The sequence below is a fragment of the Alteromonas sp. H02 genome, assembly GCF_059682525.1.
On sequence record NZ_CM185021.1, the window covers coordinates 3,161,478 to 3,187,780 of the forward strand.

General features: G+C 52.3%; 19 protein-coding genes. 5 read left to right on the plus strand and 14 right to left on the minus strand.

Annotated elements, in window-relative coordinates; genetic code table 11:
* Positions 1–28: 28 nt before the first annotated feature.
* From AC566Q_RS14610 to moaB, 7 genes are read right to left on the minus strand one after another with little or no spacing between them, the layout of a single operon-like run.
* The gene (locus AC566Q_RS14610; RefSeq protein ID WP_499607467.1) at positions 29–1,054 is read right to left on the minus strand and encodes an ATP-binding cassette domain-containing protein; all 1,026 of its coding nucleotides are present in this window, start codon (positions 1,052–1,054) and stop codon (positions 29–31) included.
* Positions 1,039–1,713 (minus strand): molybdate ABC transporter permease subunit, encoded by a 675-nt coding sequence (gene modB, locus AC566Q_RS14615; RefSeq protein ID WP_499607470.1) that lies wholly within the window; start codon positions 1,711–1,713, stop codon positions 1,039–1,041. The genes AC566Q_RS14610 and modB overlap by 16 nt, the downstream gene beginning before the upstream one ends.
* A gap of 2 nt (positions 1,714–1,715) precedes the next feature.
* Entirely contained in the window at positions 1,716–2,477 is a 762-nt protein-coding gene (gene modA, locus AC566Q_RS14620) for a molybdate ABC transporter substrate-binding protein (protein ID WP_105935093.1), read from the minus strand.
* A 6-nt stretch (positions 2,478–2,483) separates the two neighbouring features.
* Positions 2,484–2,957, minus strand: a complete 474-nt coding sequence (locus tag AC566Q_RS14625; protein WP_105935092.1) for a molybdenum cofactor biosynthesis protein MoaE — start codon at positions 2,955–2,957, stop codon at positions 2,484–2,486.
* A gap of 1 nt (position 2,958) precedes the next feature.
* Positions 2,959–3,201: a molybdopterin converting factor subunit 1 gene (moaD, locus tag AC566Q_RS14630; protein ID WP_205664773.1), complete on the minus strand. Its 243-nt coding sequence runs from the start codon at positions 3,199–3,201 to the stop codon at positions 2,959–2,961.
* Positions 3,191–3,670 carry a cyclic pyranopterin monophosphate synthase MoaC gene (gene moaC / locus AC566Q_RS14635; RefSeq protein WP_105935090.1) on the minus strand — a complete coding sequence of 160 codons (480 nt, stop codon included), beginning with the start codon at positions 3,668–3,670 and terminating at the stop codon, positions 3,191–3,193. Before moaC ends, moaD begins: the two co-directional genes overlap by 11 nt.
* 2 nt (positions 3,671–3,672) lie before the next feature.
* Entirely contained in the window at positions 3,673–4,182 is a 510-nt protein-coding gene (gene moaB, locus AC566Q_RS14640) for a molybdenum cofactor biosynthesis protein B (protein WP_279319310.1), read from the minus strand.
* Positions 4,183–4,264: 82 nt separating this feature from the next.
* On the opposite strand from moaB, the gene AC566Q_RS14645 reads away from it, so the two are divergent.
* A complete protein-coding gene (locus tag AC566Q_RS14645; RefSeq protein ID WP_499607476.1) occupies positions 4,265–5,032 on the plus strand; it encodes a HesA/MoeB/ThiF family protein in 768 nt (255 codons plus the stop codon).
* Between the two features lie 9 nt (positions 5,033–5,041).
* Positions 5,042–6,178, plus strand: a complete 1,137-nt coding sequence (locus tag AC566Q_RS14650; RefSeq protein ID WP_499607478.1) for a M14 family metallopeptidase — start codon at positions 5,042–5,044, stop codon at positions 6,176–6,178.
* 767 nt (positions 6,179–6,945) lie between these two features.
* Here the strand turns inward: AC566Q_RS14650 and ltrA are convergent.
* Together ltrA and AC566Q_RS14660 are read right to left on the minus strand one after the other, a co-directional pair.
* Positions 6,946–8,217 carry a group II intron reverse transcriptase/maturase gene (ltrA, locus tag AC566Q_RS14655; protein WP_499607481.1) on the minus strand — a complete coding sequence of 424 codons (1,272 nt, stop codon included), beginning with the start codon at positions 8,215–8,217 and terminating at the stop codon, positions 6,946–6,948.
* Between the two features lie 784 nt (positions 8,218–9,001).
* Positions 9,002–11,350 (minus strand): zinc-dependent metalloprotease, encoded by a 2,349-nt coding sequence (locus tag AC566Q_RS14660; RefSeq protein WP_499617519.1) that lies wholly within the window; start codon positions 11,348–11,350, stop codon positions 9,002–9,004.
* A 302-nt stretch (positions 11,351–11,652) separates the two neighbouring features.
* Between AC566Q_RS14660 and AC566Q_RS14665 the strand changes: the two genes are divergently transcribed.
* Positions 11,653–13,113 (plus strand): glutamate-cysteine ligase family protein, encoded by a 1,461-nt coding sequence (locus AC566Q_RS14665; protein WP_105934202.1) that lies wholly within the window; start codon positions 11,653–11,655, stop codon positions 13,111–13,113.
* A gap of 2 nt (positions 13,114–13,115) precedes the next feature.
* Entirely contained in the window at positions 13,116–14,204 is a 1,089-nt protein-coding gene (locus AC566Q_RS14670; protein ID WP_105934201.1) for a M14 family metallopeptidase, read from the plus strand.
* On the opposite strand, the gene recD is transcribed toward AC566Q_RS14670, so the two are convergent.
* From recD to recC, 3 genes are read right to left on the minus strand one after another with little or no spacing between them, the layout of a single operon-like run.
* Positions 14,194–16,059: an exodeoxyribonuclease V subunit alpha gene (gene recD, locus AC566Q_RS14675; protein WP_105934200.1), complete on the minus strand. Its 1,866-nt coding sequence runs from the start codon at positions 16,057–16,059 to the stop codon at positions 14,194–14,196. The two genes, AC566Q_RS14670 and recD, sit on opposite strands and share 11 nt — an antisense overlap.
* Entirely contained in the window at positions 16,059–19,631 is a 3,573-nt protein-coding gene (gene recB / locus AC566Q_RS14680) for an exodeoxyribonuclease V subunit beta (protein ID WP_105934199.1), read from the minus strand. Before recB ends, recD begins: the two co-directional genes overlap by 1 nt.
* The gene (gene recC, locus AC566Q_RS14685; RefSeq protein ID WP_170308443.1) at positions 19,628–22,915 is read right to left on the minus strand and encodes an exodeoxyribonuclease V subunit gamma; all 3,288 of its coding nucleotides are present in this window, start codon (positions 22,913–22,915) and stop codon (positions 19,628–19,630) included. The genes recB and recC overlap by 4 nt, the downstream gene beginning before the upstream one ends.
* Positions 22,916–23,463: 548 nt before the next feature.
* Here recC and AC566Q_RS14690 point away from each other — a divergent pair.
* Positions 23,464–24,120 carry a dUTP diphosphatase gene (locus tag AC566Q_RS14690; protein WP_105934197.1) on the plus strand — a complete coding sequence of 219 codons (657 nt, stop codon included), beginning with the start codon at positions 23,464–23,466 and terminating at the stop codon, positions 24,118–24,120.
* A gap of 43 nt (positions 24,121–24,163) precedes the next feature.
* Here the strand turns inward: AC566Q_RS14690 and AC566Q_RS14695 are convergent, their stop codons facing one another.
* Both AC566Q_RS14695 and AC566Q_RS14700 read right to left on the minus strand, forming a co-directional pair.
* Positions 24,164–24,541, minus strand: coding sequence for a hypothetical protein (locus AC566Q_RS14695; protein ID WP_105934196.1), 378 nt, complete (start codon positions 24,539–24,541; stop codon positions 24,164–24,166).
* 16 nt (positions 24,542–24,557) lie between these two features.
* Complete coding sequence (locus tag AC566Q_RS14700; protein WP_105934195.1) at positions 24,558–26,237, minus strand: AMP-binding protein; 1,680 nt, start codon at positions 26,235–26,237, stop codon at positions 24,558–24,560.
* Positions 26,238–26,303 lie beyond the last annotated feature (66 nt).

Sequence of the window (26,303 nt, forward strand, 5' to 3'; positions counted from 1 at the left end):
AAATCAGGCATGCTGAGGCAGCGCCAGTTCAGGCCAGCGTTTGCTCACCACTGAAATACGCCCAGACCAACTGTCCTTTCTTCAGCTCACTGACTCGACTGTCATAGTTATCCAGCAGCGCCGCTAACTCTTGCCCCTCACACGCAATTTTTACCGCACTTTGTGTAGCCGAATAAGGTACCACCGATTGCACGCTACCCTGCAGGCAGTTAGTGTGTAAGGCAGTACTATTTTCAGTGGCGAGCGTTACTTCACTGGCAGGAAGTAACAGCCGTACAGACTGCCCCATCGGAATATCTGATTCATCCACGACTTTAACTGATCTTCCGCCTATGGATATCCGGCTAATCCCTTTATTTCGCTCTTCTATTTCACCGTGTAGCACGCTGATTAAAGGCAACGAAGCATTGGTTTTGTGCCCTCTGGCGGGGTTAAGCATCTCACTGAGTGGCCCACAAGCCACACAACGACCGCTTTCTATGATGCTCAGATGATCGCAACTCACTATGATATCGTTGATATCATGGCTCACCATAATCACTTTGACGTGCTGCCCCAGGTACGCTTTTAGTTTATACAAAATACCAAAGCGCAGGGCACGATCCATGGCGCTGAAACTCTCATCGAGCAGCAACAGCGCTGGATTTGCCAGTAACGCCCTGGCCAGTTTTACCCGTTGTAGTTCGCCGCCTGACAGCTCATTGGTTTGCCGGGACATCAGTGCAGTACATTCACACAATGCCACTATGGTATTAACATTGTCCAGTTGCTGATTATGGCAAGCAACCAGCTCAAGATTGCCTGCCACGCTGAGTGCCGGAAACAGCGGCGTTTGCGCACTCACCAGCACCGCATTTTCAAGCTTATTGAGATCTTTACTGTGCCAGCGTCCGGTGACATTGGCCGCAGCGTTAAATCCAGCCAGCGCCTGCAAAAAAGTAGATTTACCGGCGCCGGATTGGCCGATGATGCCAAGCCAATTTGGCTCAGCAGCAGTCGATAGCGCTATGTCCAGCGCAAACTGACCGGCCTGAGCCGTTACATGACATTCCATTTAAGCCTCCGCCGCCCCTGCAGCCAGTAAAGGCCAATCAGCAAAAATAGCGAGAAAACCAGTAACGCGGCAGCCAGCTGGTGAGCACTGCCATAATTGAGTGACTCCACCTGGTCGAACAGCGCAATAGACACTACTCTTGTTTCTCCTGGAATGTTGCCACCAATCATCAGTACCACACCAAATTCGCCTACCGTGTGGGCAAAACTCAACCCGGCAGCAATCAGTAAACTTGGCCTCACAGCCGGCAAAACAACCCGTTGCAAACGCGCGTGCCAGGGTAAATTGAGCATCTTTGCAGTGTGTAAATAGTGGGGGTGTAACTGCGCGAAGCCTGCATACAGTGGCTGCACTGCAAAAGGAAATGAATAAATTACCGAGCCGAATACCAGGGCTTCAAAAGTGAATGCCAGGCGCTCACCGGTAATGGATAACCACATTTCACCAATCAGGCTGTCGGGCGCAAAAGCCAGTAGCAAATAAAAACCCAGTACCGTGGGTGGTAACACCAGCGGTAATGCCACACAGGCCTGCACTACTGCCTTAAAGCGGCTGTTCCAGCGGCTCAACCACCAGCTCACCGGTATGGCAACCAGCATCAGCAGTAACGTTGATAGCCCTGCCAGTTTGAGGGTAAGCCAGATTGCCGAAAATTCCACGTTTAATGTCTTCCCTCAGCGGGGCCAGACGCGAGCGGCGCATACCCTGCTTCGGCCAGTTGCGACTGAATTTTGGGGCTGCGCAGGAATGCGGCAAGCTTTTTTGCAGCTATAGAGGATTCACCCTTACCGGTGACCGCAAGTTGCTGAATAATCGGCGCGTAGTTATCCGGCAAAGTCTGGCAGGTTAGTTGATAGGTAACACATTGAGAAGCTGCAATAAACGCCACATCCACATTGCCGGTTTGCCAGAATTGCAGTGTTTGTTGAATGTTAGTCCCGCGAATAAGCCCCGGCGCAAGTTTTTCCCACAATCCGGCCTGTTCCAGCAGCTGTTTAGCTGCTCGTCCGTATGGGGCTATGTCTGGCTCGGCAATGGCAACTCTGGTACCTGCCGCCGTTAACCGTGGATCGCTGAGACCATCAATGTTGCCCAACAGCGCCAGATGGCCAACCGCGTAAGTCTGCACGGCGGACGCCGCTATCCTGCCTGAGGCAACCAGTGCCTGGGGGCGTTTACTGTCGGCGGATAAAAATAAATCATAGGGCGCGCCATGTTGGATCTGCGCAAATAAAGCGCCACTCGAGCCAACACTTACCCGCACGTTAATACCGCTAGCCGCCTCAAATTCCGGCAGCAGCTTTTGCAGTGGTGCCGCAAAATTTGCCGCTACAGCTACATTGATGGATGGCGCAGCATGAGCCATCTGAGTTGCGCACATAGCCATAACGATTGCCCACAAACACTGCATAATCTGGTTCATGGCCAGTTAGTCATCCTTATCATCAGTCAGCCAGCGCATTGCCGCCTCATTGTCGGTGCCTTTGGCGGCCACCCAGGTTGAGGTATCTCCCGCCCATTCTTTTTTCCAGATAGGTACCGATTGTTTGAGCATGTCCATAATGTACGACGCCGCACTAAAAGCATCCTGGCGATGTGCTGCACAAGTACCAACCCACACAATTTGCGCCTGATTCGGCAACCGGCCTACGCGGTGCACAATACCGGCATTAGTAAGCCCAAACCGCGTAGTTGCCTGCGCCAGTAATTGCTGCAACGCGGACTCGGTCATCCCCGGATAATATTCCAGTTCAATGCCGTCGATGGCACCTTCGGCATTGTAATCTCTCACCCGACCGGTAAAGGTAACCACGGCACCCGACTGACTGGCCTGGTTATTAAGGCAAAGCTCATCGTAGAGCGCTTGTTGGCTAAAATCGGCTTCACTGACCCGCGCAAACATCCTACCCTCCGGTAACCGGTGGAAAGAACGCCACTTCATCCTGCTCAGACACCACCATGGTGCCATCACAAAGCGTTTGATTGCAGGCGCAGAGCACGTTAGCCGACAGTGCTTGTTGCCACTGCGGGCCTTTAGCCATTAGCGCCTGACGCACACCTTCGATGGTGGCATCATCCGGCACCGCCATTTCCAGTGACTCAGTCCCAGTGACTTCCCGGATCTGGGCAAATAATTTAACCTTCATCACGACTCCACTGACCACTCTTACCGCCCTGTTTAAGCAGCACCCTGACATTAGTCATTATCATAGCCGGATCCACCGCCTTGCACATATCAAACAGGGTCAACAGCGCCACATTAACGCCGGTCAGCGCTTCCATTTCCACGCCGGTCTGACCATTCAGCTTGCAGCGGCAACGAGTAATAATGCGGTTATTCTGCTCATCAAGCGTGAACTCAATATCCACTTTACTCAGCGCTAAGGGGTGACATAAGGGGATCAGGCTGGCACATTGTTTTGCCCCCTGAATACCGGCAATTCTGGCCACAGCCAGCACGTCGCCCTTGGCGGCACTGTTAGTTTTAACCTGCGCCAGCGCCTCGGCACTTAAATGTAACTCGCCTTCGGCAATCGCTTCACGAGTGGTTACCGCTTTACCGCTGACATCCACCATGTTGGCTTCGCCCTGTTGATTCACATGAGATAATTGCATAGCTAGTGATTGCCTTTTAAATGGCCCACAAAGTTACATGGCTTAAAGCTGGCATCCAGTTGTGAACGGATAATACCTTGCCATGCCGTTTTACAAGCGCCGGTTGAGCCGGGCAGACAGAAAATAACAGTACGATTAGCAAAACCGGCCAGTGCCCGCGACTGAATAGTCGAGGTACCAATTTCCTGAAAGCTCAGGTAACGAAACAATTCGCCAAAGCCATCGACGGTTTTATCAAACAAAACGCTAAGTGCCTCGGGCGTTGAATCTCTGCCGGTAAAACCGGTACCGCCGGTTACCAGAATGGCTTCCACAGCGGGGTCAGCAATCCACGCCGATACGATGGCCCGTTGCTGGTAAATATCATCAATTACCAGTTGGCGGTCGGCCACAGAGTGGCCGGCTTCAGTAACGGCCTCAACCAGGTACTGACCTGAGGTATCGGTATCGAGTGTGCGGGTGTCTGATACAGTTAAAATAGCAATTGCCAGTGATTCGGAAGCGGTAGTCATGATGGTCCTTAAAAATCTGCTGCGACAGGACTGTCGAATTGGTACATTATGCGTTGAAATGTAACAGGATAAAAGTCTAACCATGGCAGATACGCTCAGCTATCCCCAGGCGGTCACTTATAATCGCCATATTGTGCTGCCCCAGATTGACCTGGAAGGCCAGGAAGCATTACTCAATGCCCGGGTGCTGATCATCGGCGTCGGCGGGCTTGGTTGTCCGGCTGCGCAGTTGTTATGCAGCAGTGGTACAGGCCAGCTTACCCTGGTCGACGATGATAAGGTAGAAGCGTCTAACCTGCCCAGGCAGCTACTGTTTAGCCGCGCTCAGGTTGGCCAGTTTAAAGTACATGCCGCTCGCGACAGATTACACGAACTCAACCCCGATTGTCGCATTAATACGGTTACCACAAGACTTGACGAAGAAGCACTTCAACGGGCCATTAACGAACATGATCTGGTGCTGGACTGCACTGATAGTGCGGCCAGTCGCCAGCAAATTAATGCCATCTGTTACGCGCAGCAGCGGCCGCTGGTAAGTGGTGCTGCCATTCGTTTTGAAGGACATTTGCTGGTGGTTGATCCGCTTAATCACAGCCCTTGTTATCAGTGCATTACCCGGCTGTTCAGCGCACAAGAGCTGTCCTGTGTGGAAGCCGGTATTTTTGCACCGGTAGTCGCCACCATCGGCACTCAACAAGCGCACATTGCCTTGCTATGGCTAATGGGCAAACAGGTTTTGCCCGCGGGCCAGCTACTCACTTACGACGGCCTGTCGCTCAGCTGGCAGCAATTTACGGTGCCTGCCGATCCGCAGTGCCCGGTTTGCCAACACACAAAAATAACCAAATAAAGAGTCGTTATGCTCAATCAGATAAATAAACAACATATCCGGGTCGCCCAGAATGCATCAGGCCGTAGCATGAATGTACCAGTCTATTGTATTAAAGGGCAGCGGCCAGGGCCCAAAGTGTACATTCAAAGTTCTATTCACGGTGCCGAAGTTCAGGGTAACGTGGTGATCTATCACCTTATTCAGTGGCTGCAGACAATGCCCATTTGCGGCGAAATTGTGCTGGTACCCAACTGTAATCCGGTGGGCACCAATATTAAAGCCGGAGAATATACCCTTGGCCGGTTTGATCCGGTAAACGGCACCAACTGGAATCGCGGGTATTATTACGCCCCCGATCAAATAGCAGCTTTTGTTGACACAGTAACGGCGGAAGAATCGGTAACTTCAATTAAACAGCGCTTTCGCGACCATTTACGCACTGCGATCGCCAGTAAGCTCGCCAGCCCTTGGGGGCTGGGCCTCGCTCAGCAGCTTAACCTGCGGTTGCAACAGTTGGCGCTGGATGCCGATTTTGTGCTGGATTTACATAACGGGCCGGTTTCAACCCGCCACATTTATATTCCGGAGTATGCCCGCGAAAGCGCAAAGGCGTTTAACTTTCCTCATTGTATATTTATCCCTAACGTTTTTGCCGGCGCCCTGGATGAAGCCACTTTTTGCCCCTGGTGGACACTCACCGATAACCTAAATCAGCGGGATAACCGCAATATCGATTTTGGCATCGAGGCGTTTACGCTGGAAATGGGCAGTCAGGAAGTGATTGATTTTGCCGAAGGTGAAATTGATGCCCGCAGCATTATCAGTTATCTGACGGTGAAAGGCTTATTACCCGAAAGTCAGGTTAGCCCGGCGGTAATGGACCGTATCGGTGTGGCGCTTAAAGACTATAAAACTCTGTTCACCAGTTGGGGAGGCATGGTGGAATATTGCGCCAAGCCAGGTCAACACATTAAACAGGGCGAGCTACTCGCCCGTGTGCTGAACATCGACGAGCTGGACAATGACAAGGGAAGCCACGACATTGTCGCGCCCTGCGATCTGATCCCCATGCTGCACTTTCCTTCCGCTTCGGTGCTCAGTGGAACCCAGCTGTACAAATGCTTCACCGAGTATTTTTACCTGACCCGGCAACAGGAAGAATAAGATCGAGTAGGAGGGAGTTTCGCAACTCCCGTCCTCTCACACCACCGGGCATACGGTTCCGTACCACGGCGGTTCCTGTCTGTATTGACCATAGTCAATACCTGAGTCTGTTTCGTTCATCGTGTCGCCGCTTTATCGTTTAGAACTCCGCAAACACCGCCCAGGTTTCCGACCCTTCTTGTATATTTGTCCCGGAGCAATGATTCTTCATTGCCTTGTGTCCCGATAACGCGAGAGCACGCGTGACTTGCCGCTCGTGACAGGTTCAGCCCTTCGTGCTATCGGTTTCATAGCACTACTACGGCGTCTGCTGACTTCTGATATTCCATCCCGACACCTCGCGATGTCAGTAGCTCTATAGCAGAATATCAGACCTCCCGGGGTAATTCGCGCGACCTTCCTGCTTATGCCTGTCGGCTCTACGTTGCTGCATTCCGTGCAAGTATTGGGCTTTAGTGATAATGGCCACCTCACCCTGCAACAACGCCTAAACCGCTTCCTGTTCGTCAGGCCAGCATTTTGCCTTCGGCTTCCTTCAGATTTCACCTCACGATGAACACCCTTGCCGTTCGGCTAGCACTTCCCCTTGCCGGGTGTGCAGAGGACTTCCACCTCCAAGTCATCAACTCACCACCACAGTGAGTCGAACAGTGCTAAAGCACTACGCGCCATGCCCGGCGCACCACATCGAGTAGGGTGAGGCGTCACCGCCTCATCCCTCTCACAGAACCGTACGTACGGGCCTCGTATACGGCTCCTGTACTGGTTTATCCAGCGTATCTGCTGGGCACACTCCCCGTTCTAACGTCTTCCAGATTCACCAGTCCAAGTTCATTGAACCAGCTGTTTGGCATCGCATAGCTTGCTAACGGGCTTCTTGCGCTACGCCAACTCGTCATGCTCATGTAAGCGAACTTACCTTTATAGCCTCGCTGTCGTAGCCAACGATGCAGGCGGCTCGTCTTCTTCCATAGCTTAAGTTGAACGCTTCGCAGTCTACGTCTTAGCCAACTTGCGATTTGTTTGAATGCTCTGCTGGCGTTGGCAATCCTGAAGTACTGGCTAAACCCTCTCAGGAGTGGGTTCAGTGCATTAATGACCAAGTACAAGGGTTTTCCACCATTGCGTTTTGTCATCTGCTTTAGCTTCGTTTTGAACACTACCAGTTTCTTCGCTTGGATTCGGGTATGTTGCGTTCCGATTTCCACGCCAAGGAACCTGATTCCCGCATCACTGTGCGTAATGTGGGTTTTTTCTGTGTTCACGGTCAGCTTCAGTTTACCTTCAAGGATTTGTGTCGCTTGTCGTTGCGCATTCTCTGCCGCTGAACGACTGCGACACAAGATAAGAATATCATCAGCGTAGCGCACTATGCGGTGACCACGTTGCATCATCTCCTTATCAAACGCATCCAGATAGATGTTCGCTATCAGAGGGCTTATCACTCCACCTTGCGGACTGCCTGTGTCTGTCTGCTGCCAATGGCCATCAACCATCACCCCACTTGTTAAGAACTGGCTGATTAAGCGCAGCACGCTACCATCACGCACCCGCCTTTTAATGCTTTCTATGATAAGCGTATGGTCCAGCTTATCGAAGCATTTCGACAGGTCCATGTCCACCACGTGTGGCCGCTCATAGCGTCGGATGAACATCGTGGCTTTATTGATAGCATCGTGACAGCTCCGCCCCGGTCGGTAACCAAAGCTTGATGGATGAAACTGCTCTTCGAAGATGGGACTCAGGATATCATTCAAACTTTGTTGAACGACTCTATCCCGTACCGATGGGATACCCAATAACCGTATTCCACCGCCTTCTTTCGGGATTTCCACCCGTCTGACCGGTTGAGGTGTATAGCGTTTGGTTTCGAGTTCGAGGCGTAATTGCTCAAGATTATCATCCAGATCCGAGGCGAACTCGCTCAGGCTCTGCCCATCTGTTCCGGCCGCGCCTTTCGCTTTGAACACCTTTTTGAATCCTTTGTACAGCCGTGCTTTACTCAGCAGTTGACCATACAAACTATAATAAACCCGCAATCTTCTCCCCTTAGGATGTGCGCTGTGTGGGGACCGATATCCTTTCTTCGTGTTGGTGTATTTCACATTACCGTTAAGCGTGCTAGCACAATGGCAATCTACTTAACGTCAGTAAGGCTACTCCCGTGTACGGTTTCTTATCCAGTCAGTAACTCCCGTTGCCGCCAAATAAGAAGACCCCGATAGCTAATCGGCGCATGTACCACTAAAAAAAATATCTGCTCATCACAGACTTTACCTGTACTTCCGCCCTTCGCAGTCCTTATCAGCTTTTGGCTGTAAAGACCCCATCTGACATGTTGCAGACGGTCAGCCCGGTTTTGTCCTCCACACCATTACTGGCTTTCTCAGGCCGGACCTTACTCACTACTACGGCGTCATCTGCCACCTCGCACCAACACCTACCTTGAGTTGCCTCTCGTGCAGATGCTTCTGGTTGTTCACCAGATAACGGTGTCAGGCTTCCCCAGTTACTGCACCAGCTCCCTGTTAGAAATGCCACCCTCAAACACAATACAGGACTGACTGAGAATCGGGCTTCACGCTATTTTGCACGCTTACCCTCCTGCATTGCCGAATCAGGTTCACTTGCGTTGTGTACCTCTAACTTCCTATGACTTCCTTCGGACCCTGCCGTTGGCCAGCAACGCCCTTGCCATTCGGATTATCTTCCCCCCAGTCAGGGTGATTCAGGTTTCTTTCAACCTGACGGGTTTGCCAGCTTCGCTGGGCAAACAAAAAAGAGGGCTAAAAAGCCCTCTTTCGATTTAAATAAATCGCTGGTTCAGATTGGAGAGCCCGGTGGCAAAGGCTTCACTTTAAAGTCCATCTGCCAGTCGCCGGTCTCAAGGTAATGATCCAGATAATGCTCCAGCGCCCGGTAACCCGGCACTTCATCTTCATCTTCCAGCCACTCTGTAAGCGTCATCAGTTCGGCGGTAATCGCCAGCTTCACTTCCGGTGATGTCGCATCATTTTGCAATGAGCCCATCACACTCTGAAGTGCCACCATTTGCAGGCGGGCCACCAGATTATCACTGGGCTCAGGCTGACGATAAAAATGCACTGAGAAAATCTTGCGGATCAAATCATCAACACCGGGAATGCTGGTCTGACGGCTGTGCTGATAAGCCAGGCGATTTAATCGCTCAGGATGTAACAGCAGTTCCAGGCTGAATGCCGCGGCACTCTCGGCAGCAGAAATCGGATCGAACACCCGACCTAACCGGCCATTAAACTGCTCACGGGTTTCTGCTTCAGCAAAGGTTGGCGGCGTAATCAGAGATAACAGACGCTCAGGCATCTTAAGCACCTCTACACTCGATGCATCAATTAAACGCATCATCGCCTCGACCTGAGTTTCTGAAGGTACCAGCTTAACCCCCATGGGTTTATCCAGATCGCCTTTATTCTCATAGAAATAGTGCACACCTCCCACCTGCTTGGCCACGGCTTCAAGCTGATAACGATGCAACAGATAAACTGGCACCAGCGCATTTTCCAGTGACGACAGGCTATTGCCCGAAGGAATAGTGTTCAGCCCCATATTAGCCAGGGCAATATCACGCACTTTTAGCAAGTGATCATATTCCGCCAACGGGTTAGCCCCGTTATCCCACATATGGCCATCGGATGAGCCGTGACGGGACGCTCTGGCATCGGCGTCAGACTTGTATTTCAGTCCGGCCTCGCGAGCTTCAACCACCATAGTCTGCAGCGCTTCAGCACTATCGGAAGTCTCGCCAAAGTCCTGGTAACCGTAGGCAATAACATAGTTATCCCACTCTCCCATGCCGCTATCATAGGCATTAGCTAACGACAGCTGATTGCCTTTAATTTCGATTTTCGGATGCGGGTAATCCATCACCGATTCGCGGCCATTTTCGCTGGCAGCAAAGTTATGTGCAATGCCCAGCGTATGGCCTACCTCATGCGCAGACAACTGACGAATACGTGCCAGCGCCATTTCTTTTTGCTCTTCGGTTGCCTCACTATCACCGGTAAACGGACTGGTTAATCCCAGCGCTATCAGGTAATCCTGACGGACCCGCAATGAACCAAGGGTAACGTGGCCTTTAATAATTTCACCGGTGCGCGGATCCACTACAGACGAACCATAAGACCAGCCCCGGGTGGCTCTGTGTACCCAGTTGATCACGTTGTAACGCACGTCCATTGGGTCGGCACCTTCGGGCAATACTTTTACCTGAAACGCATTTTTATAGCCTGCTGCGGCAAACGCCTGATCCCACCAGCTTGCGCCATCCCGTAAGGCGCTCATTACCGGCTTCGGAATGCCCGGGTCGAGGTAATAAATAATCGGCTCAACAGCTTCACTCACCGGAGCTGAAGGGTCTTTTTTGGCCAGCCGGTGACGGCGAATATAAGCCTGCTCCAAGGGCTCGGTAATCGGCGCAGAATAATCCTGCCAGCTGTGTTTCCAGTAACCAGAAAACGGATGGAATTCACGCGGCTCATAGCCATCATCGGGTAAGGCAATAAATGAATGGTGCATGTGTACACTGACACTGTCGGCATCCGGTGTAACCTGACGTAAATACGCGCCTGTGCCCTTGCCACCAAAGGTAACCAGTGCTTCCAGTTCGGTATTTAACGGAAACGCTTTGGTACGCGGCAGGTATACGCCGCTACGCTGCGGATCAGCCTTAAAACTGCCTTGCTGACGGCCTTTCAAACGTTCGGCGACGCCGTGAATATCGCTCAACAACTGACTGGTATAGTCGATTAACACACTGTCATCATCACTGGCCTCAATGGTGAAGCCGGCAATAACAGAATCGGCAAACGCCTCATCAATACTGGCCCGTTCAGCCGGGTTATCGGCACTTGCCCGGTACTCGGTGTTGAGTTGCTTAAGCAGCAGCTTATTGCCGTAGCGCTCAAACTGCACCAAACGCGTGGCGCCCAATTGGCCGCGATCCAGGCCAATATCATTGGAGCCTACACCATGGGGCAGACTGGACTGGAATAACAACGGCTCATCCAGCGCTTCAATTTGCAGATAAACCTTATCGTCTTCACTACTGTAATATACGGGAATAAACCCCGTTTGCTTTTGCATATCTTTGGTAAAGGATGCGATGGTCTCCGCCCATGCAGGCGAAACAGCCATCAGCGCCAGGCTGGCTAGCAGAACATAAACGCGCAACGGGATTCCCTCCGGTTTTTTTTAATTTATTGTTGGCACTCACTTTACGCTACCCAAACCGGGCACATAAATCCAGTCACGACTGACCAAACCGCCATTACCACCGACCAATCGCGCATGACGATTATTGATTTACCGCAAACATTATTTTGCCTTGACGTCAGTTGTGATCTGGCTTGATCTGTATCAAGGAGCATTTTGCCGCCTGTCGTTACTCTGCTCAACGATAAGCTACACTTAGTATTGGTAACCGACACAGAGAATATATGGGTCTTAATTTTCAACAACATGATTTTACCGACGCTCAACGTGTACTGTTCGACCAACGGGTGCAGGCACAACTGTGCGAGGTCAGACATGAGCTCAGCCGCGATTGTTACAACCGCGACGAGGTAAGCCTCGGCGCCGAGTTAGAATTTTATCTGGTCAACCGCCAGTTCAACCCTGCGCCAATTGTTGAAGCGGTATTGGATAAAGCTCGCATTGATGGTCTTCAGGAAGAATTAAATCAATACAATCTGGAATTTAATCTTAAGCCGGTCAATGCCGCCGGTACGCCCTTCTCGCAGCTTCAGCAACAATTAGATAAAGCCAGCCGATCGATTGACCAAACCACCAGCCTGTTCGATGGCCACGCCATGGCAATAGGGATATTACCGACACTGACTGGTAGTCATCTGACCGCCGACTACTTAACCAACCGCCCGCGTTACAAAGCACTCACCCAGGAACTCAGCGAGCAAAGCGGCGGACCATTTGACATCGATATTCATGGTCAGGATGTGGTGCGCACGACCTGTGATGATGTCACGCTGGAAGGCGCTAACACCTCTTTTCAATTGCATCACCGCATCGCAGACAGCCGGTTTACCGACTGTTATAACACCGCGCAGCTTATCTCACCGTTAGTGCTGGCTCTGGCCGGAAACTCGCCGTTTTTTATGGGCAAACGGCTGTGGCAGGAAACGCGTATTGCGTTGTTCAAACAGGCTATCGATTATCGTGACACCAATGCCACCCAGTGGCGTCAGCCAGCCAGGGTGAGTTATGGTCATGGCTGGTTACGCAATGGCATAGCCGATTGCCTGACCGAGAGCGTGGCCCTGTACCCTGCAGTGTTGCCGGTAACCGCAGAGCGATTAAACGGCGCCAGCAAACCTTTCGCCGAACTCAACTTACATCACGGTACGGTATGGAGCTGGAACCGCGCGGTGTTCGAACCGGGTGAAAACGGCCACGTACGCATTGAATACCGCAGTCTGCCAGCCGGCCCCACCAATCAGGATATGCTTGCCAACGCCGCGTTACAGATTGGCCTGGTTGAGGCACTGTCGGATCACATTGAAGAGTATCTACAGCGCCTGCCATTCCGCTATACCGAATACAACTTTTACCGCTGTGCCCAGTCAGGTCTGAACGCTCAAATCCTGTGGCCGCAAAAACACCAGCATCAGTTAAAGGAATATAAGGTCACGACAATACTGTCTGATCTGATCGGTAAGGCCGACGATGGACTGGCGAAAATCGGTGTTAGTCGCGAAGAGCGGGACCATTATCTCGGTATTATCGAACATCGCCTGGCCGCACGGCAAACCGGCGCCATGTGGCAGTTAAACACCTATAAAACCTTAATGAGCCAATATCCTGAATCAAAAGTACTGGGCGAACTGTGTCGCCGGTACTATCAACTGAGCCACAGTGGTGAACCTGTGGCCTACTGGGAGTAGCAATGGGAACCGCCAGATTAGCCACACCTGCTCTGCCCGGCTTTAAAATTCTGCATGCGCCCGCTCCACAGCAAATCCCTGATTCCAGCGTGAGTTTTCTGCAGATGCTGGGCGGACCGGCGATTATCTTTATACCCGGCAGAACCCGCCGCAAACGCGCCATCACAACCTTGTTACACGGTAACGAACCGTCTGGTTTTCAGGCTTTACACCGCCTGTTAAAAGAAGGCTTTAAGCCCTATGCCGATACTACTTTTATTGTGGTTTCGGTAGATGCCGCGCTGCATGACCCCCTTTACACCCACCGAGCTTTGCCGCATCACCGGGATATTAACCGTTGTTTCAAACCGCCTTATACCGATGCGCCGGGGATGCTGGCCAAGCAGGTATTGGATTACCTGGTGGATTTAGCCCCCGAAGCTATTGTGGATGTGCATAATACCTCTGGCAGCGGGCCAGCCTTCAGCGTCTCCACCCGGCTGGGCACTCAGTATACAGCGCTGGCTTCACACTTTACCCGTTGGTTTATTCATACTGATATTGAGCTGGGCTCGCTGATGGAAGTGCCTTTTTGCTGTCCCATTGTTACCATCGAGTCCGGTGGTGCCATGGATGAGCTGGCCACCTTAAATGCCTATAACGGCTTACGCTCTTATCTGGCGGCTGAGGATGTCTTTGCCCCGCGTCAGGATATTGAGTTACTCGAACAACCCAAGCGTCTGGAGATTCATCGCCATGCTACGCTGGCTTATGCGGAACGGCCGGTATTTGGCGCCAATGTCACCATCCGTCAGGATATCGAACAACGTAACTTTGGCATTACCCGCCCCGGTGAGGTATTAGGCTGGCTTGATCATGCCCGGCTGGAACATTTCAGGCTCGCCGGCCAGCAGCCCGGTGAATACCTGAGCGACTATTTCTGTGCCGATAACAGCGAGCTCACCGTTACCCGGCCGCTGAAGTTTTTTATGGTCACCACGCGCAGTGACATCGCCAAATCGGATTGTTTACTGTATTTCGTGGATATTAATAACCAACTTACCACTGCTAAACGACAGCAGCACCTTAGTGAGGTACCACTCAGCGATTAACGCCAATCGCCCCGGCGAGTAGTTGCGGCAAGCCTGTTTTGCGCTGCTGACGGCGGGCCACAACGTTCTGCAAAATCGCCTGAGTAGTTACCAGCACTGCTCCGGTTTTAGCCCGGGTCAGGCCGGTGTATACCAGTTCACGGCTGTACAGGCTGGCCGCCTGACGAGAAGGCGCTTCCGGCACCAACAATAACAACCGGTTGAATTCGGAGCCCTGGGATTTATGAATGGTCATCACATACACGGTTTCATGCTGAGGCAGGCGCATAATGGGTATCGCCCGGAATGAGCCGTCCTGGCCGGTAAACCAGGCTTTCAGTACGCCACGCTCATCTGGCCAGATCAAGCCAATATCACCATTGTACAGGCGCTGGCCGTGATGGTTCTCGGTGATCATGACTGGCCGACCTTTATAAAAGCCACGGCTACCGCCCGGCGACAATAAGCGTTCTATGCGCTGATTAAGCGCCAGCGCTCCCCAATCTCCCTGCCTGAATGGCGTTAACCAGCGCCCGGCCTGTAAATGGTTCATAGCATCAGGCAAAGACCCGGCCCGGCTAATTGCGCCAAACCAGTTTATCGCCAGTTGCTCAAAGTGGTTATCCAGCGCGCTAAAACTGCTGGTAGCCACACCTTCAACACTGTGCATCTGGCTGGCCTCCAGCACACTTAATTCATTCCAGATCCCGTCAGTCAGGCCGTTATTCATAGCGCTGGCGACTGCCGCCAGCTGACCACTGAAGCGCTGGGCCCGGCGCAGGGCAAAGTGCATAGCCACCGGCCGGTTGTTAGAGTTCACTGATAATGGCGGTAAATGCGGGCACAGTCGCGTAAACTGCTGCGCAGACGCTTCATCAACACTCTCCGTTGAGTCAGTGCCCAGTGCGGCAATAATATCCCCCAGTACATTCCCCGCCTCTACTGATGGTAATTGTTTTGGATCGCCCACCAGGATCACCCGGGTGTGTGGTGCCAGCGCCCTGAACAAGCGGGTCATTAAGGCAAGATCTATCATTGAACTTTCATCAACAATGATCACATCGGCCGGCACCGGGTTGTGTTGATTAAACCGGCTTTGAATCCCCCAGCGCGGCATGCCCAGCAGCCTGTGCAGGGTCATCGCTGGCTGTTGCATACCACTACTGTACGCAGCCAGCGTCGGATGACCGGCAAATTGCGCCAGTGCCGCATCCACCGATTCAGTGAGTCGTTGGGCAGCTTTGCCGGTGGGCGCTGTAAGGACTACATTTAATGTGCCCTGCCAGGCAACCTGCAGCGCCATCAGTAAGCGGGCCACGGTATAGGTTTTGCCGGTACCGGGGCCGCCCGATAGCATAGCAAAGGGGCGATTAATGCACAGTGCAGTAGCCACCTGTTGCCAGTCCTGCTGCTCGCTTTGCTGCACCGGAAACAAGCTTGGCCAGGCTTGTAATAACGCCGCCATCTGCTCGTCTGTTAATGGTTCTGGTGCGCTGCGCTCAGCAATGCTGGCAACCAGTTGCTGCTCGAACTGCCAGTAGCGAGCGGTGTACAGGCGTCCGTTATACCAATGCAAGCGCCCGGCCATGCCCGGGTGGTTAACCATTGCTTGCGCACGGAAAAGCAACTCATCCTGCTGCGCAAAGATAAATCCGCTGTCGGGCTCATCGCTATGGGCAAAATAGTGCTCACCGGCGAGTTCGCTCACGATCAGACAGCTGTTCCCCATCCGCTGGGCCCGACTCAGCGCCAGCAATAAACAAAAGTCGGTCTCGTTGCTGCTGCCCACCCGTCCGGTAAGCTCCCGGGCAAAGAAATAATCAATCGCTTCAATATCCGCCAGGCGCGCGGTACAAAGGGAATAACTGGCAAACATCACAGTGCCTCCTGCATAACTTTACCGGTTAGCGCCAGTTCCATCTCAGCAATCAAATCCGCCGATAAAGGGTGGAAAAACACGCCGCTCCCGGGCGGAAAAGTGCCAGACATACCGCGCAGGTAAAAATAGGCTACACCACCAAAATGGATATCCGGATCATAATCTTCAATACGCTGCGCTAAGAAGCGGTGTAAGGCGACACTGTAAATCAGATATTGCAGGTCGTAGTAATGCTGCTGGTTATTCTGATTCAGTTTATGTGGCTGATAGTCTTCGAGGCTGTCGCCCAGCATAGTGGACTTATAGTCAGCCACAAAATAGCGGCCGTCGACGCAAAAAATCAAGTCGATAAAACCATGCATCATGCCCTCCAGCCTAACGCCCTCAAGCACGGCGGGTAAGGCTTCACCACCCTGTGACTGGCGGTGTTGCTGTAAAATCCGGCCCACGGCGCGGCGATCAGCCTGGTGCAGAGGGAAATAAAACTCCGCTTCACGCAGGGTATCGGCCATGGCCAAATCGGCCAGTTTTACCGGCCCCGCCCCGGTTAATTCCAGGGGCGTTGTCAGCACTTCATCGAGCCAGCTAAACAGTGCGTCATGGTCTGATTCATCAATGCCATATCGGCGGGCAACCGCCGCTCCGGTTTCCACCCAGTCCGGTGCGCTGAAGTCAGTCACTTCCAGAATGTCGTGCAACAAGTTACCGCTTTGGGCGCCTGCTTTAAGCTGAAAACGCAGCGCTTCACTTTTAGCGGTCACCGGCAACGTATTATTGTCTGTCGCTACGGCTTCTGCCTCACGATGGCGGAAGGTAGTGTGCACCGCCTGCCGGGTGATTGCCGAGAACGAGTACAGTCGCCAGTTATCCTCAAGCGCTCGTTCAAAGGTTGCGCACCTGAGCTTAACCGCATCAATTTGCGCCGCCGGCAAGGTCTCTTCCGTTACTTCACTTATCAGTGCAGTATGACCATCACCTTCCTGTATCAGCGCTTCTGTTGCACTACGCCAGTCATAAAACGCCGCACGGCGCATAATTTTTCCTAGCGCAGACTGGTCGCTGAGCTTATCTTCCCCAACGCCCAAATAACAGCGGTGGGAAGCCCGGGTGATAGCCACATACAATAACCGCATGGACTCGGCTTCACCTTCACTGCGTACACGTGCCAGCACGTCCGGGGCTGCGCCAAGAGCCATTTGCTGGCTGGCGCTGTGCGGATCGTAATAGCGCAACACCTCTGACTGACTGTTACCAAACTTCACCGGGTCGCGGTATTCACTGGCAAAGGGCACAAACACAATGGGATATTCAAGGCCTTTCGAGCCATGCTGAGTAACAATCTGAATTAGCCTGGCATCACTTTCGAGGCGTTGAATGTGTTCCTGGGCCTGCTCCGGCTGCCGCACCTGCCGGTGCAACCAGTTGAGTAAATGACCGGGTTGATTATAGGTTCTGGCGGTCTCCTCGAGCACCTCAGCCAGATGCTGATAATTGGTCAGGCTGCGCTCGGCTTCCTGTTGGTGCGGAAGGTAGCTGTTTTGCAGCATCGCCAGCAGCAGCGCCATAATGCCGCGCCGTGCCCAAATCTCCCGCCACTGCGCGATTTGTAGTAGCAGTGTATCCCAGTCACTGGCGTATTCGTCGGTGAGCAGCGTCTGGATCTGCTGGCGATCGAGTCCCAGCAGCGGGCTGGCGATAATACCGTTGACCAGGCGCAAATCATGAGCATGCCAGATAGCATTCAGGACCATTAGGGTATCGGCGGCTTCTGCGCTGGCAAACAGGCTGTTGCGGTTTGACAGATACACTGAGGGTAACCCCACCGTCTTTAAAGCATTCTGAACAATGGTGGCTTCTTTACCGGTCTGTACCAGAATCGCGATGTCAGCAGGCTGTACATTACGCTCCCCAAGCTGCGCCTGAGCCAGCAAACGTACCACTTCTCTGGTGAGTAATTCTGCCAGGCGCTGGCGGGTAGCGCCTTTACTGTTACTGGCGTCTTCGTCGGGCTCGTCGGCAATAAATGTCAGCGCGCTTCGGTCTGATGCAGTATCTTTAAGCGGCGTCTTAGCCGCTTTGGCGCCACTACTGGCATTGACCGGCTCATAAGTGATGCCAAAATTAAACAGATCACGGCGCTCCTGACACATCGCGGCGCCCCAGAATAACCGGTTGTAGGCATCTACCATGGGCTTTACCGACCGCCAGTTAGTATCCATTACCCAGCGATACTCTGCCTGCTCTGCGGCCTGCAAATAGGTAAAAATATCGCCGCCACGAAAACCATAAATGGCCTGCTTAGGGTCGCCGATCATCAACAAGGTAGTCGTCCCCTGAGGCAGAAAATCCTGCCCGGGATAAACGTTAGCCAGAATGTGATACTGATCGGCATCGGTATCCTGAAACTCATCCACCAGTGCTACCGGATAGCGCTGGCGCAGTTGCACACACAGCGGTGAATCCGGGGTGTCTATTTGAGCGGCCAGCAAGCGGATCAGATCGTTAAAATCCACCGTACTTAAGCGCTGCTTTTGTTTGCTGACATAATCACGCACAAACGCTACCGCCTCACAAACCACCGCATAGACCGGCGCTTTATCAAGCAGCGCCTGACGCGACATATTCAGTTTACCGACCGCTTGAGTTAATTCAGTACGCAAGGTTTTAGCCGGTTCAACCAGGGCTTTCGCCTCGGCTATGCCCTCGCGCTTGGCACGGTAGCGATTGCCGTTGATAAATTTACCTAACTCTTCGGGGATATCCGTTAACGGACCGTTTTGCAGCCAGTCGAGGATCACCTGCCATTCTCTGGCCCGCTCTTCATCCTTATTAATAACGGCGGTTAAAAACAGTGCTTCATTATCCACCAATGCCGTGTACAGGGCGCTTGCCTGCGGCTGATATTGCTCTGCCAGCTTATCCAGCGCCGCATCGAACTGTTCATTGATTTGTTGCTCTGACGCTATGTGCGGCGGGTTAGCAAACTCCATTAACGGCAGAAAATCACGCAACAGCTGTTCAGGCGTATGCCAACCATGACTGGCCAGCTGCGCAAAGGCTTCCTCATCGCGGCTGACTTTACGGATAAAGTCTTCACAGCTCTGCAAATACATCGCCCGGGTATCAGTTGCCAGCGCTAACTCCAGCGGCGCGGCAGAGGTAAACGCCATATCGGATAACACGTTATTGCAGAAGCTATGGATGGTAAATACGGCCGCATCATCCAGTTCCAGCAGCGCCGCCTGCAGTAAGGCTAACGCCTCCTCGGCAACGATTCGTTGATAGAGTTCGTCGAGCACCGGGTCTGAATCGAACGGCTTATCAAGGGTGCGCGCCTGCCAGTATGCCAGGGCGTCCCGCAGCGTGGCAGCAATACGACCGCGAATCTCCTCGGTGGCCGCTTTGGTAAAGGTCATCACCAGAATTTGTTGCACGGTGAGGCGTTGCTCAAGCAGGCAACGTAAGTAAATCCGCGTAATATTAAAAGTTTTACCGGTACCGGCGGAGGCCTCAATCAGGTGGCGTCCGCGCAGGGGCAGATTAATGACATCCAGATGTTGTGCGGTCATTTTCTTCCCCTTTTAAAGTTGCCCAGAAAAGCGCAATAGAGATCGGCCAGTTGCTCAAGGGGCAGTTGCGAAGCAGGCGGAATATAGTTATAAAACCAGTTAAAGTATCCGTTACTCCCTAGCTTGCTGTAGGGGTTATTGCTGTCGGTGATATCATGCCAGCGTTTGGCAATTTCGTTACTCTCATGCCAGTCGTCACTGTCGGTGTTCATGCCGGCATACTTATAAAACGCTTCGGCCACCGCCAGATAAAGTAAACTAGGGCCTGCCTCTATTTGTTTCATCGCCTCAATAAACCTGAGCAACTGTGCAGTGGCCTCATCGGCCGTTAAAGGTTGATAAGATTCTGATTTCAGTGCCAGCGGCTGTTTTTTCCAGTCGATATAATGCAGGGTCAGCGGCAGCGAAATGCCCTGGCTATTGGCAATCAGCATGGTCAGCCAGGCTTTTAAGCTACGCCTTATCTGGTGCTGCCCGACATGATACGTCACCAGGGTCTCGTTGTGTTGATAACAGGTACCATACAATTGCCACTCGTTTAAGCTCACCCGACATGCCAGCAGGTGCTCGTCACCGCCGGGCAAGGCCTGATTAAGCAATGTTGCGGCCTCCTGCCAGCTGGCCAGTTCAGCGCGGGTGATGGGGGTATCCGGCAGTTCGCCGCTTAACAAAAACTCTGCTGTGAGCTGGTCGGCACTGGTATTTGCCGGGTTGTTAACCAGTTCATCCACATACTGATAACGACTGAGTTTATTGGTTTCAAAGGGCTCACTGTCTTCTAACAGGCGATTATCGAGTTCCAGTCTGAGACCCAGTTGCCGTGCCAGCCAGGCCAGAGGATCATCAAAACAGCGTGCCATGTCGGTAGCGCTGAGCTGGCGGGTCTGATGGCTGCTTGCCGATACCTCAATAACACTGTCAGTTTGCTCATTTTGCAGCCCGGCAATGGACTGTGCCAACCGGTACCAGCCCTGACTGTATGCCGGCCGAGGGCTGTTAAACACCGCTGGGCTAAACGGGTGCAACGGCAATTGTCGCACCGCGTCTGGCTGCCAGCCGTAGGCCTGACCGAGAAAGTCCATTAATTCCTGCAACACCAGACTAGGCTGGCGCTCGGCATTATTTAACGCGCTGCGCCCCTGAAAACTAAGATAAAGGGCCTGACGGGCTGATATTAATGCTTCTAAAAACAGGTAGCGGTCTTCCTGACGGCGGGACCGATCGCCGAGACGCCCCGGGTGACGAGCCATCATATTAATGCTGCCTGGCGGGTTACTGCGCGGAAAATCTCCGTCATTGAGGCCCAGAATGCCTATTACGCTAAAGGGAATGCTCCGCATCGGCAGCATGGAGCAGAAGGTGACCTGGCCGGTCATAAAATGGTTACCGGCATCCGGTGTGGCAAAACGTTTGGTCAGCACATCGCGCACTTCGGCCAGGCTCAGTTCCCCGGTAAAGCCAGCTTGCTGGCACTGTAAGGCTAAATCCGCAATGGTTTTACCTATGCTCTCCCAACTGTCGATATCGTCATTGCCCGGGATAAAGCAGTCTTCCCGAAGAGTGTTTAAATACACCTGCCAGTCATCGGCTGTGCGCGGGCTGGCCAGCTCACGATTGTGAATTTGCAGTTGCTCTACAATCAGCATCAGCCTGCCGAGCTCGACACTTTCCTGCCCTTCCACGTCTGGTACGGTTACACAGTTATCCAGTAAAAGCGTAGCATCTTCGCTAATCATTCCCAGCAATAAGCGTTGTAACCCCCACTGCCAGCTGTACATGTCACTGTCAACGGCAAATTCCGTTACCTGTGCTTTGTGCCTGCCGTCCAGTCCCCAGTGGATATTCGCCCGCTCCAGCCAGTACTCGATCACCGTAAGACTCTCTTCGGTGAGGCTGAATTTGCGTTGTAACGGCACCAGACTCAGGTATTCAAGAATTTGCGTGACACTAAACCGGCTGTCGGGTAAAGATAACAGCGACAAAAATGCCGCCACCAGCGGATCGGCATCCAGTGGCGAACGGTCGGCAATGGTACAGGGTAGTCGCGGCGAAGCATCATCGTCACTGTTTAGCGTACCGACTCTGGCAAATACGGCTTCGATAGCCGGTGCGTATTCTTCAATAGCCGGACACATAACCAGAATATCCCGCGGTTGCAGCGCCGGATCCTCAGATAATCTCTGAAGTAAATAATCGTGCAGCGACTGCACTTCTCGTAGCGTACTGTGAGCAGAATTGATAAGGATGCTGTCATCACCGGGTACCCAGCGAAAATCGTTGCTGCCATTAATCGCTTCAAGAATGTCATGTTGTACCTGACTCAACATCGACGTCTGCACTGACTGTTCATCCGGTGCAGGCATATCGAAGGCACTGATCTCATAGCTTTGCAGTTCGGTGAGCTGATTAAACAAATCCCGCCCCTGCCGACCCAGGTTCGCCAACAAGGGGTTTTCCTGCGCTTGTTCGAGCCAGGCCGTAATTCCCTGCTCTCGGAGCAGTCGGGCCTGCTCCCCCCTACTGGCAAGGTTACCCCAGTAATTGACACAGGGGTTTAAGTGAAACAGATGCACATCCACCCATTGCGCCAGCGCATCCAAAAAAGCCACGAACTGCGGCGCCATGGTATTAATGGCAAACAGAATAATACGTTTTGGTAACGCTTTAATCACCGTTTCAGATGGCTGTTGCAGGGCGGTGACCATTTGCTCGTGCAAACGCGCGGGATGCGCAGGCGTATCGCTCACCAGCAGTCGCCAGATGTGGGCCTGCCAGATTTCATCAGCGTCTTCGGCCACTACCTGCTGGTGTTGCTCCCAGGCCAGCAGCCAGTCAGGCCGGTATAACAGATACTGCTCGAGTAAATCGGCCAGCGCCACGGCTAATTGCAGGGTTTGTAAATGGCCGCTGCCGTTGGCCTGACTTTTATCCAGAAACCGTAACACCCGTGACATCGCCGGGTGAGCCAGCTGCTCTGGCTGGGTCAATAAGTCGTAAATCCGCCAGCGCAGCGTTTCCCGACGGAACGGTGATTCCCGCGGAACCGAGTCGGGCCCGAGTACGGCTCTGGCGGTATCCCACATAAAACGAACCGGTAACGGATAGTCAATATTCATGGCGATACCACGACTGGCGGCCAGCTCCATACTTAACCAGTGTTGCATGCCGGGGCTTTCTACCAGAATAACGTCCGGACTCAGACCTGCTGCGGGTTGACGGTCGAGTAAAGTGGCCAGCAAAAAGCTTAAATGTTCGAGTTTATTTGACGGATAAAGAGTGAGCAAAGCGTCGGTGTTCCTGTTACCGAATGAACGCCTAGTATGCACCTTAAGGATGAAATTAGAAATATGCGGGAAAATTAACTGGCCAAAATATGCGCAGTGGGCTATATTATCGCGCATCAGAATTTGGACATAAAAAAACCCATACAGACCTCAGGACACGAAAAATCTGTATGGGGAAGGTTACGGGCCATATTCTGACAACTTTGCGCCGGCGTTGCCTGGCACCGGCCAAAGTTAGCGCCAGAATCCAGCGCAGTTAACAAACATGGCATTGCAGAATAAATGCCAACATTTAAAGCCATAACAATCAACAACTTACAACAATAGCCTAAATCGTATAAATTCTAATGCTTCCTCATATTGGTGCACGCGCTCATTAAAAGTGCATCTGCATTGCACCTCTGCTTCTCAAAATAATGATTTTGCCGACACCAGCGTTCATCCCGCTAGTCCACCGTGGTAGACTAGCCGCCTATGAATCAGGACAGCAAGCCATGCCTCCCGCTGCGCATTGCCGCTCCGTCAGCAAACCCCAAATTAGGTAATTTATGCTTACTCAACAACAATTAAACACCATGTTGTCGCTGCAGAATAAAATGAACTGCAAAGTAAACCCACAATGGTTAACCGCCGGATATGGTTATTTACGCGCCGCGATGGTGGAGTCGGTAGAGGCAATCGAACACCACGGCTGGAAATGGTGGAAAGCGCAACACAAAGACCTGCCACAATTGCAAATGGAACTGGTGGATATCTGGCACTTTGCTCTGTCGGCCAGCATTATTGATTACAATGGCGATGTTGAGGCAACGGCTCATGCCCTGGCAGCGCAACTGGCTCAGCAAGCTGAGCCTATGGTGACCTTTGACGGTAAAGATTATGCCATCGAGAAACAGGCGTTACTGGACAATCTGGAATTAATGGCGGGCCTGTGTGCCGCTAAACGTTTCAGCGTGCCCTTGTTTATGCATATTGTTGCACAGTGCGAAATGTCCGGTGACGAACTCTACCGCCAGTACGTCGGCAAAAACGTGCTGAACTTTTTCCGTCAGGATAATGGTTACAAAGCCGGTACCTATCAAAAAACCTGGCAGGGTCGCGAAGACAATGAGCATCTGGTAGATGTGCTGGACGCACTGGATATTAACAATCCTGACTATGCCGATGAGGTTTATCAGGGCTTACAACAGCGTTACCCTTCATGAGTAGCTGCACCCTATCCGTTGCAGCGGATAGGGTGCACTCCCTTTAGTACTGGCGGTAGTTTTCTGCCACGCGTTCATAGCGCTGGCAGGCAGCTGTTGTTTCTTCACCGTTTAACAGCTCATCACAGCTTTTATCTGCCATAGAATTCAGACATGCCGTTGCCGGCTCAATGATTTCGTGATTTTCGCCCACCGTTGCGATAGACATGTACTGCTTGCACAACTCACCCATCATGTTATCGAGCATGGCTGCCATACCCGGCGGTAAATCATCCTCGGCGGCCATTTCCTGCTGCAGGCAAACCTTACTTTTATTGCAAAGCTTTTTAGCGGCGTCATTTAACGCCCCAAGGTCGGCCAGAGCGCCGACCGAAAAGCTCATCAAGATACAGCCTGATAACAATCCCTTGCCATGTTTCATGATATTTCCTAAGTTCTTAGTTTGAATCATGTTGCCAGACGACTTTATCATTATAGGCCTGATGGATCACTTCTGGAAAACGTTCCTCAAGTACGTGACGCTTTACCTTAAGCGTTGGAGTCAGCAAATCATTTTCAATGGTCCAGGGCTGGGCCATCACCACCAGGTGATCAAGACGCTGATGGCTCTCCAGCCCGCCGTTGATTTTATTCAACGTTTGTTGCAGGGAAGCCGTAATCTGATTTTTTGACTGTTCCTGGGCTTCTTCGGATAACACCAGTAAGGCAATGGGCTGAGGTAAGCTCGCCCCCGTTACACACACCTGCTCAATCACACTGTTTTCCATCAGTTTGGCCTCAATAGGCGCCGGTGTGACGTACTTACCTTTAGCGGTTTTAAAGATGTCTTTTATACGACCGGTAATAGAATAGTAACCATCACCATCGGCGATAGCCTTATCTCCGGTACGCAGATAGCCGTCGTCCGTAAAGGCTTCAGCCGTTCGTTCAGGGTCGAGGTAATAGCCCATCATGTTGCCCGGCGATTTACTCAATAATTCCTGCTGTTCAGACAACTTCAGCGATACGCCTCCCCACGGGCGGCCTATACAACCAATTTTATCTTTGCGAAACGGCAGACAAGCCGTGCCCAGTGCGGCATTTTCTGTCATGCCCCACCCTTCACAAATTTCGATGCCCAGCTTTTCGAACCAGGCAGTGATCACCGGCGGTAACGGCGCAGATCCACTAGCGCACAACTTGGTCTGCGATAACCCCAAACCATTGCGAATTTTGTTCTTAATCAGGCCATTCACTACCGGTATGCGCAGCAAAATATTAAGTTTGGTTTGTGACAGTTTGTGCAGAATACCGTGCTGAAACTTAGTCCATAACCGCGGTACTGACACAAATAAGGTAGGCTGACATTCCTGCACATCACGCTGAAAGGTATCCAGTGACTCGATAAAATAGAGCGTCATGCCCGATTGTAACGCCGCCATTTCAATCAATACCCGTTCGGTAATGTGCGCCAGCGGTAAATAACTGAGCAGCCGGTCATCCTCTCCCAGTGACAGATCGGTTTTCGCCTGGGCGCCCGCCCAGGCCATGGCGCTGTAAGAATGCATAACGCCCTTCGGACTGCCGGTACTGCCCGAGGTATAAATAATTGTCATTAGCTCATCAGGGCCAGGGGTCGGACTGTCGGTAAAGCTGTCGCAGTGGCTGAACTCTGCCCAGCTATAATTGGTTTTCACGCCCGGGTAAGGAAAGGAAACCGTGGTGATTTCATCATCTATGGCCGCCGCCTGTTTAGGGCCGTCGTCCAGTTTGCCTACAAATACCAGCTTTACATCAGCATGTCTGAGCACGTACCGAATGGTATCTTCACCAGCGGTAGCAAAAATTGGCACCGAGACATGCCCGGCCAGCATGATCGCTAAATCAGCCATCAGCCATTCGGCACAGTTTTTCGACAAGATGGCAATACGACTGCCCTTGTCCAGGCCCATATTGTTGAGGCGCCAGGCGAGTTTACGCACCTGAGAGGCAACCTCTGCCCAAGAATAGGTGTGATAGTTCCCCTCTACTGGCTGCACCAGGCAGGGATGATCCGGACTATGTTGTTCGCGGTAATAAAAACATTCGAGAGGCGACATTACTTGAGAAGTTGTGGGGTCTGCAGACACATCTGACATTGTCGTTTCCACCTTTTATATCTATTGGTTATTATTGTTTGTAGAATACTTAACAAAGACTTTACA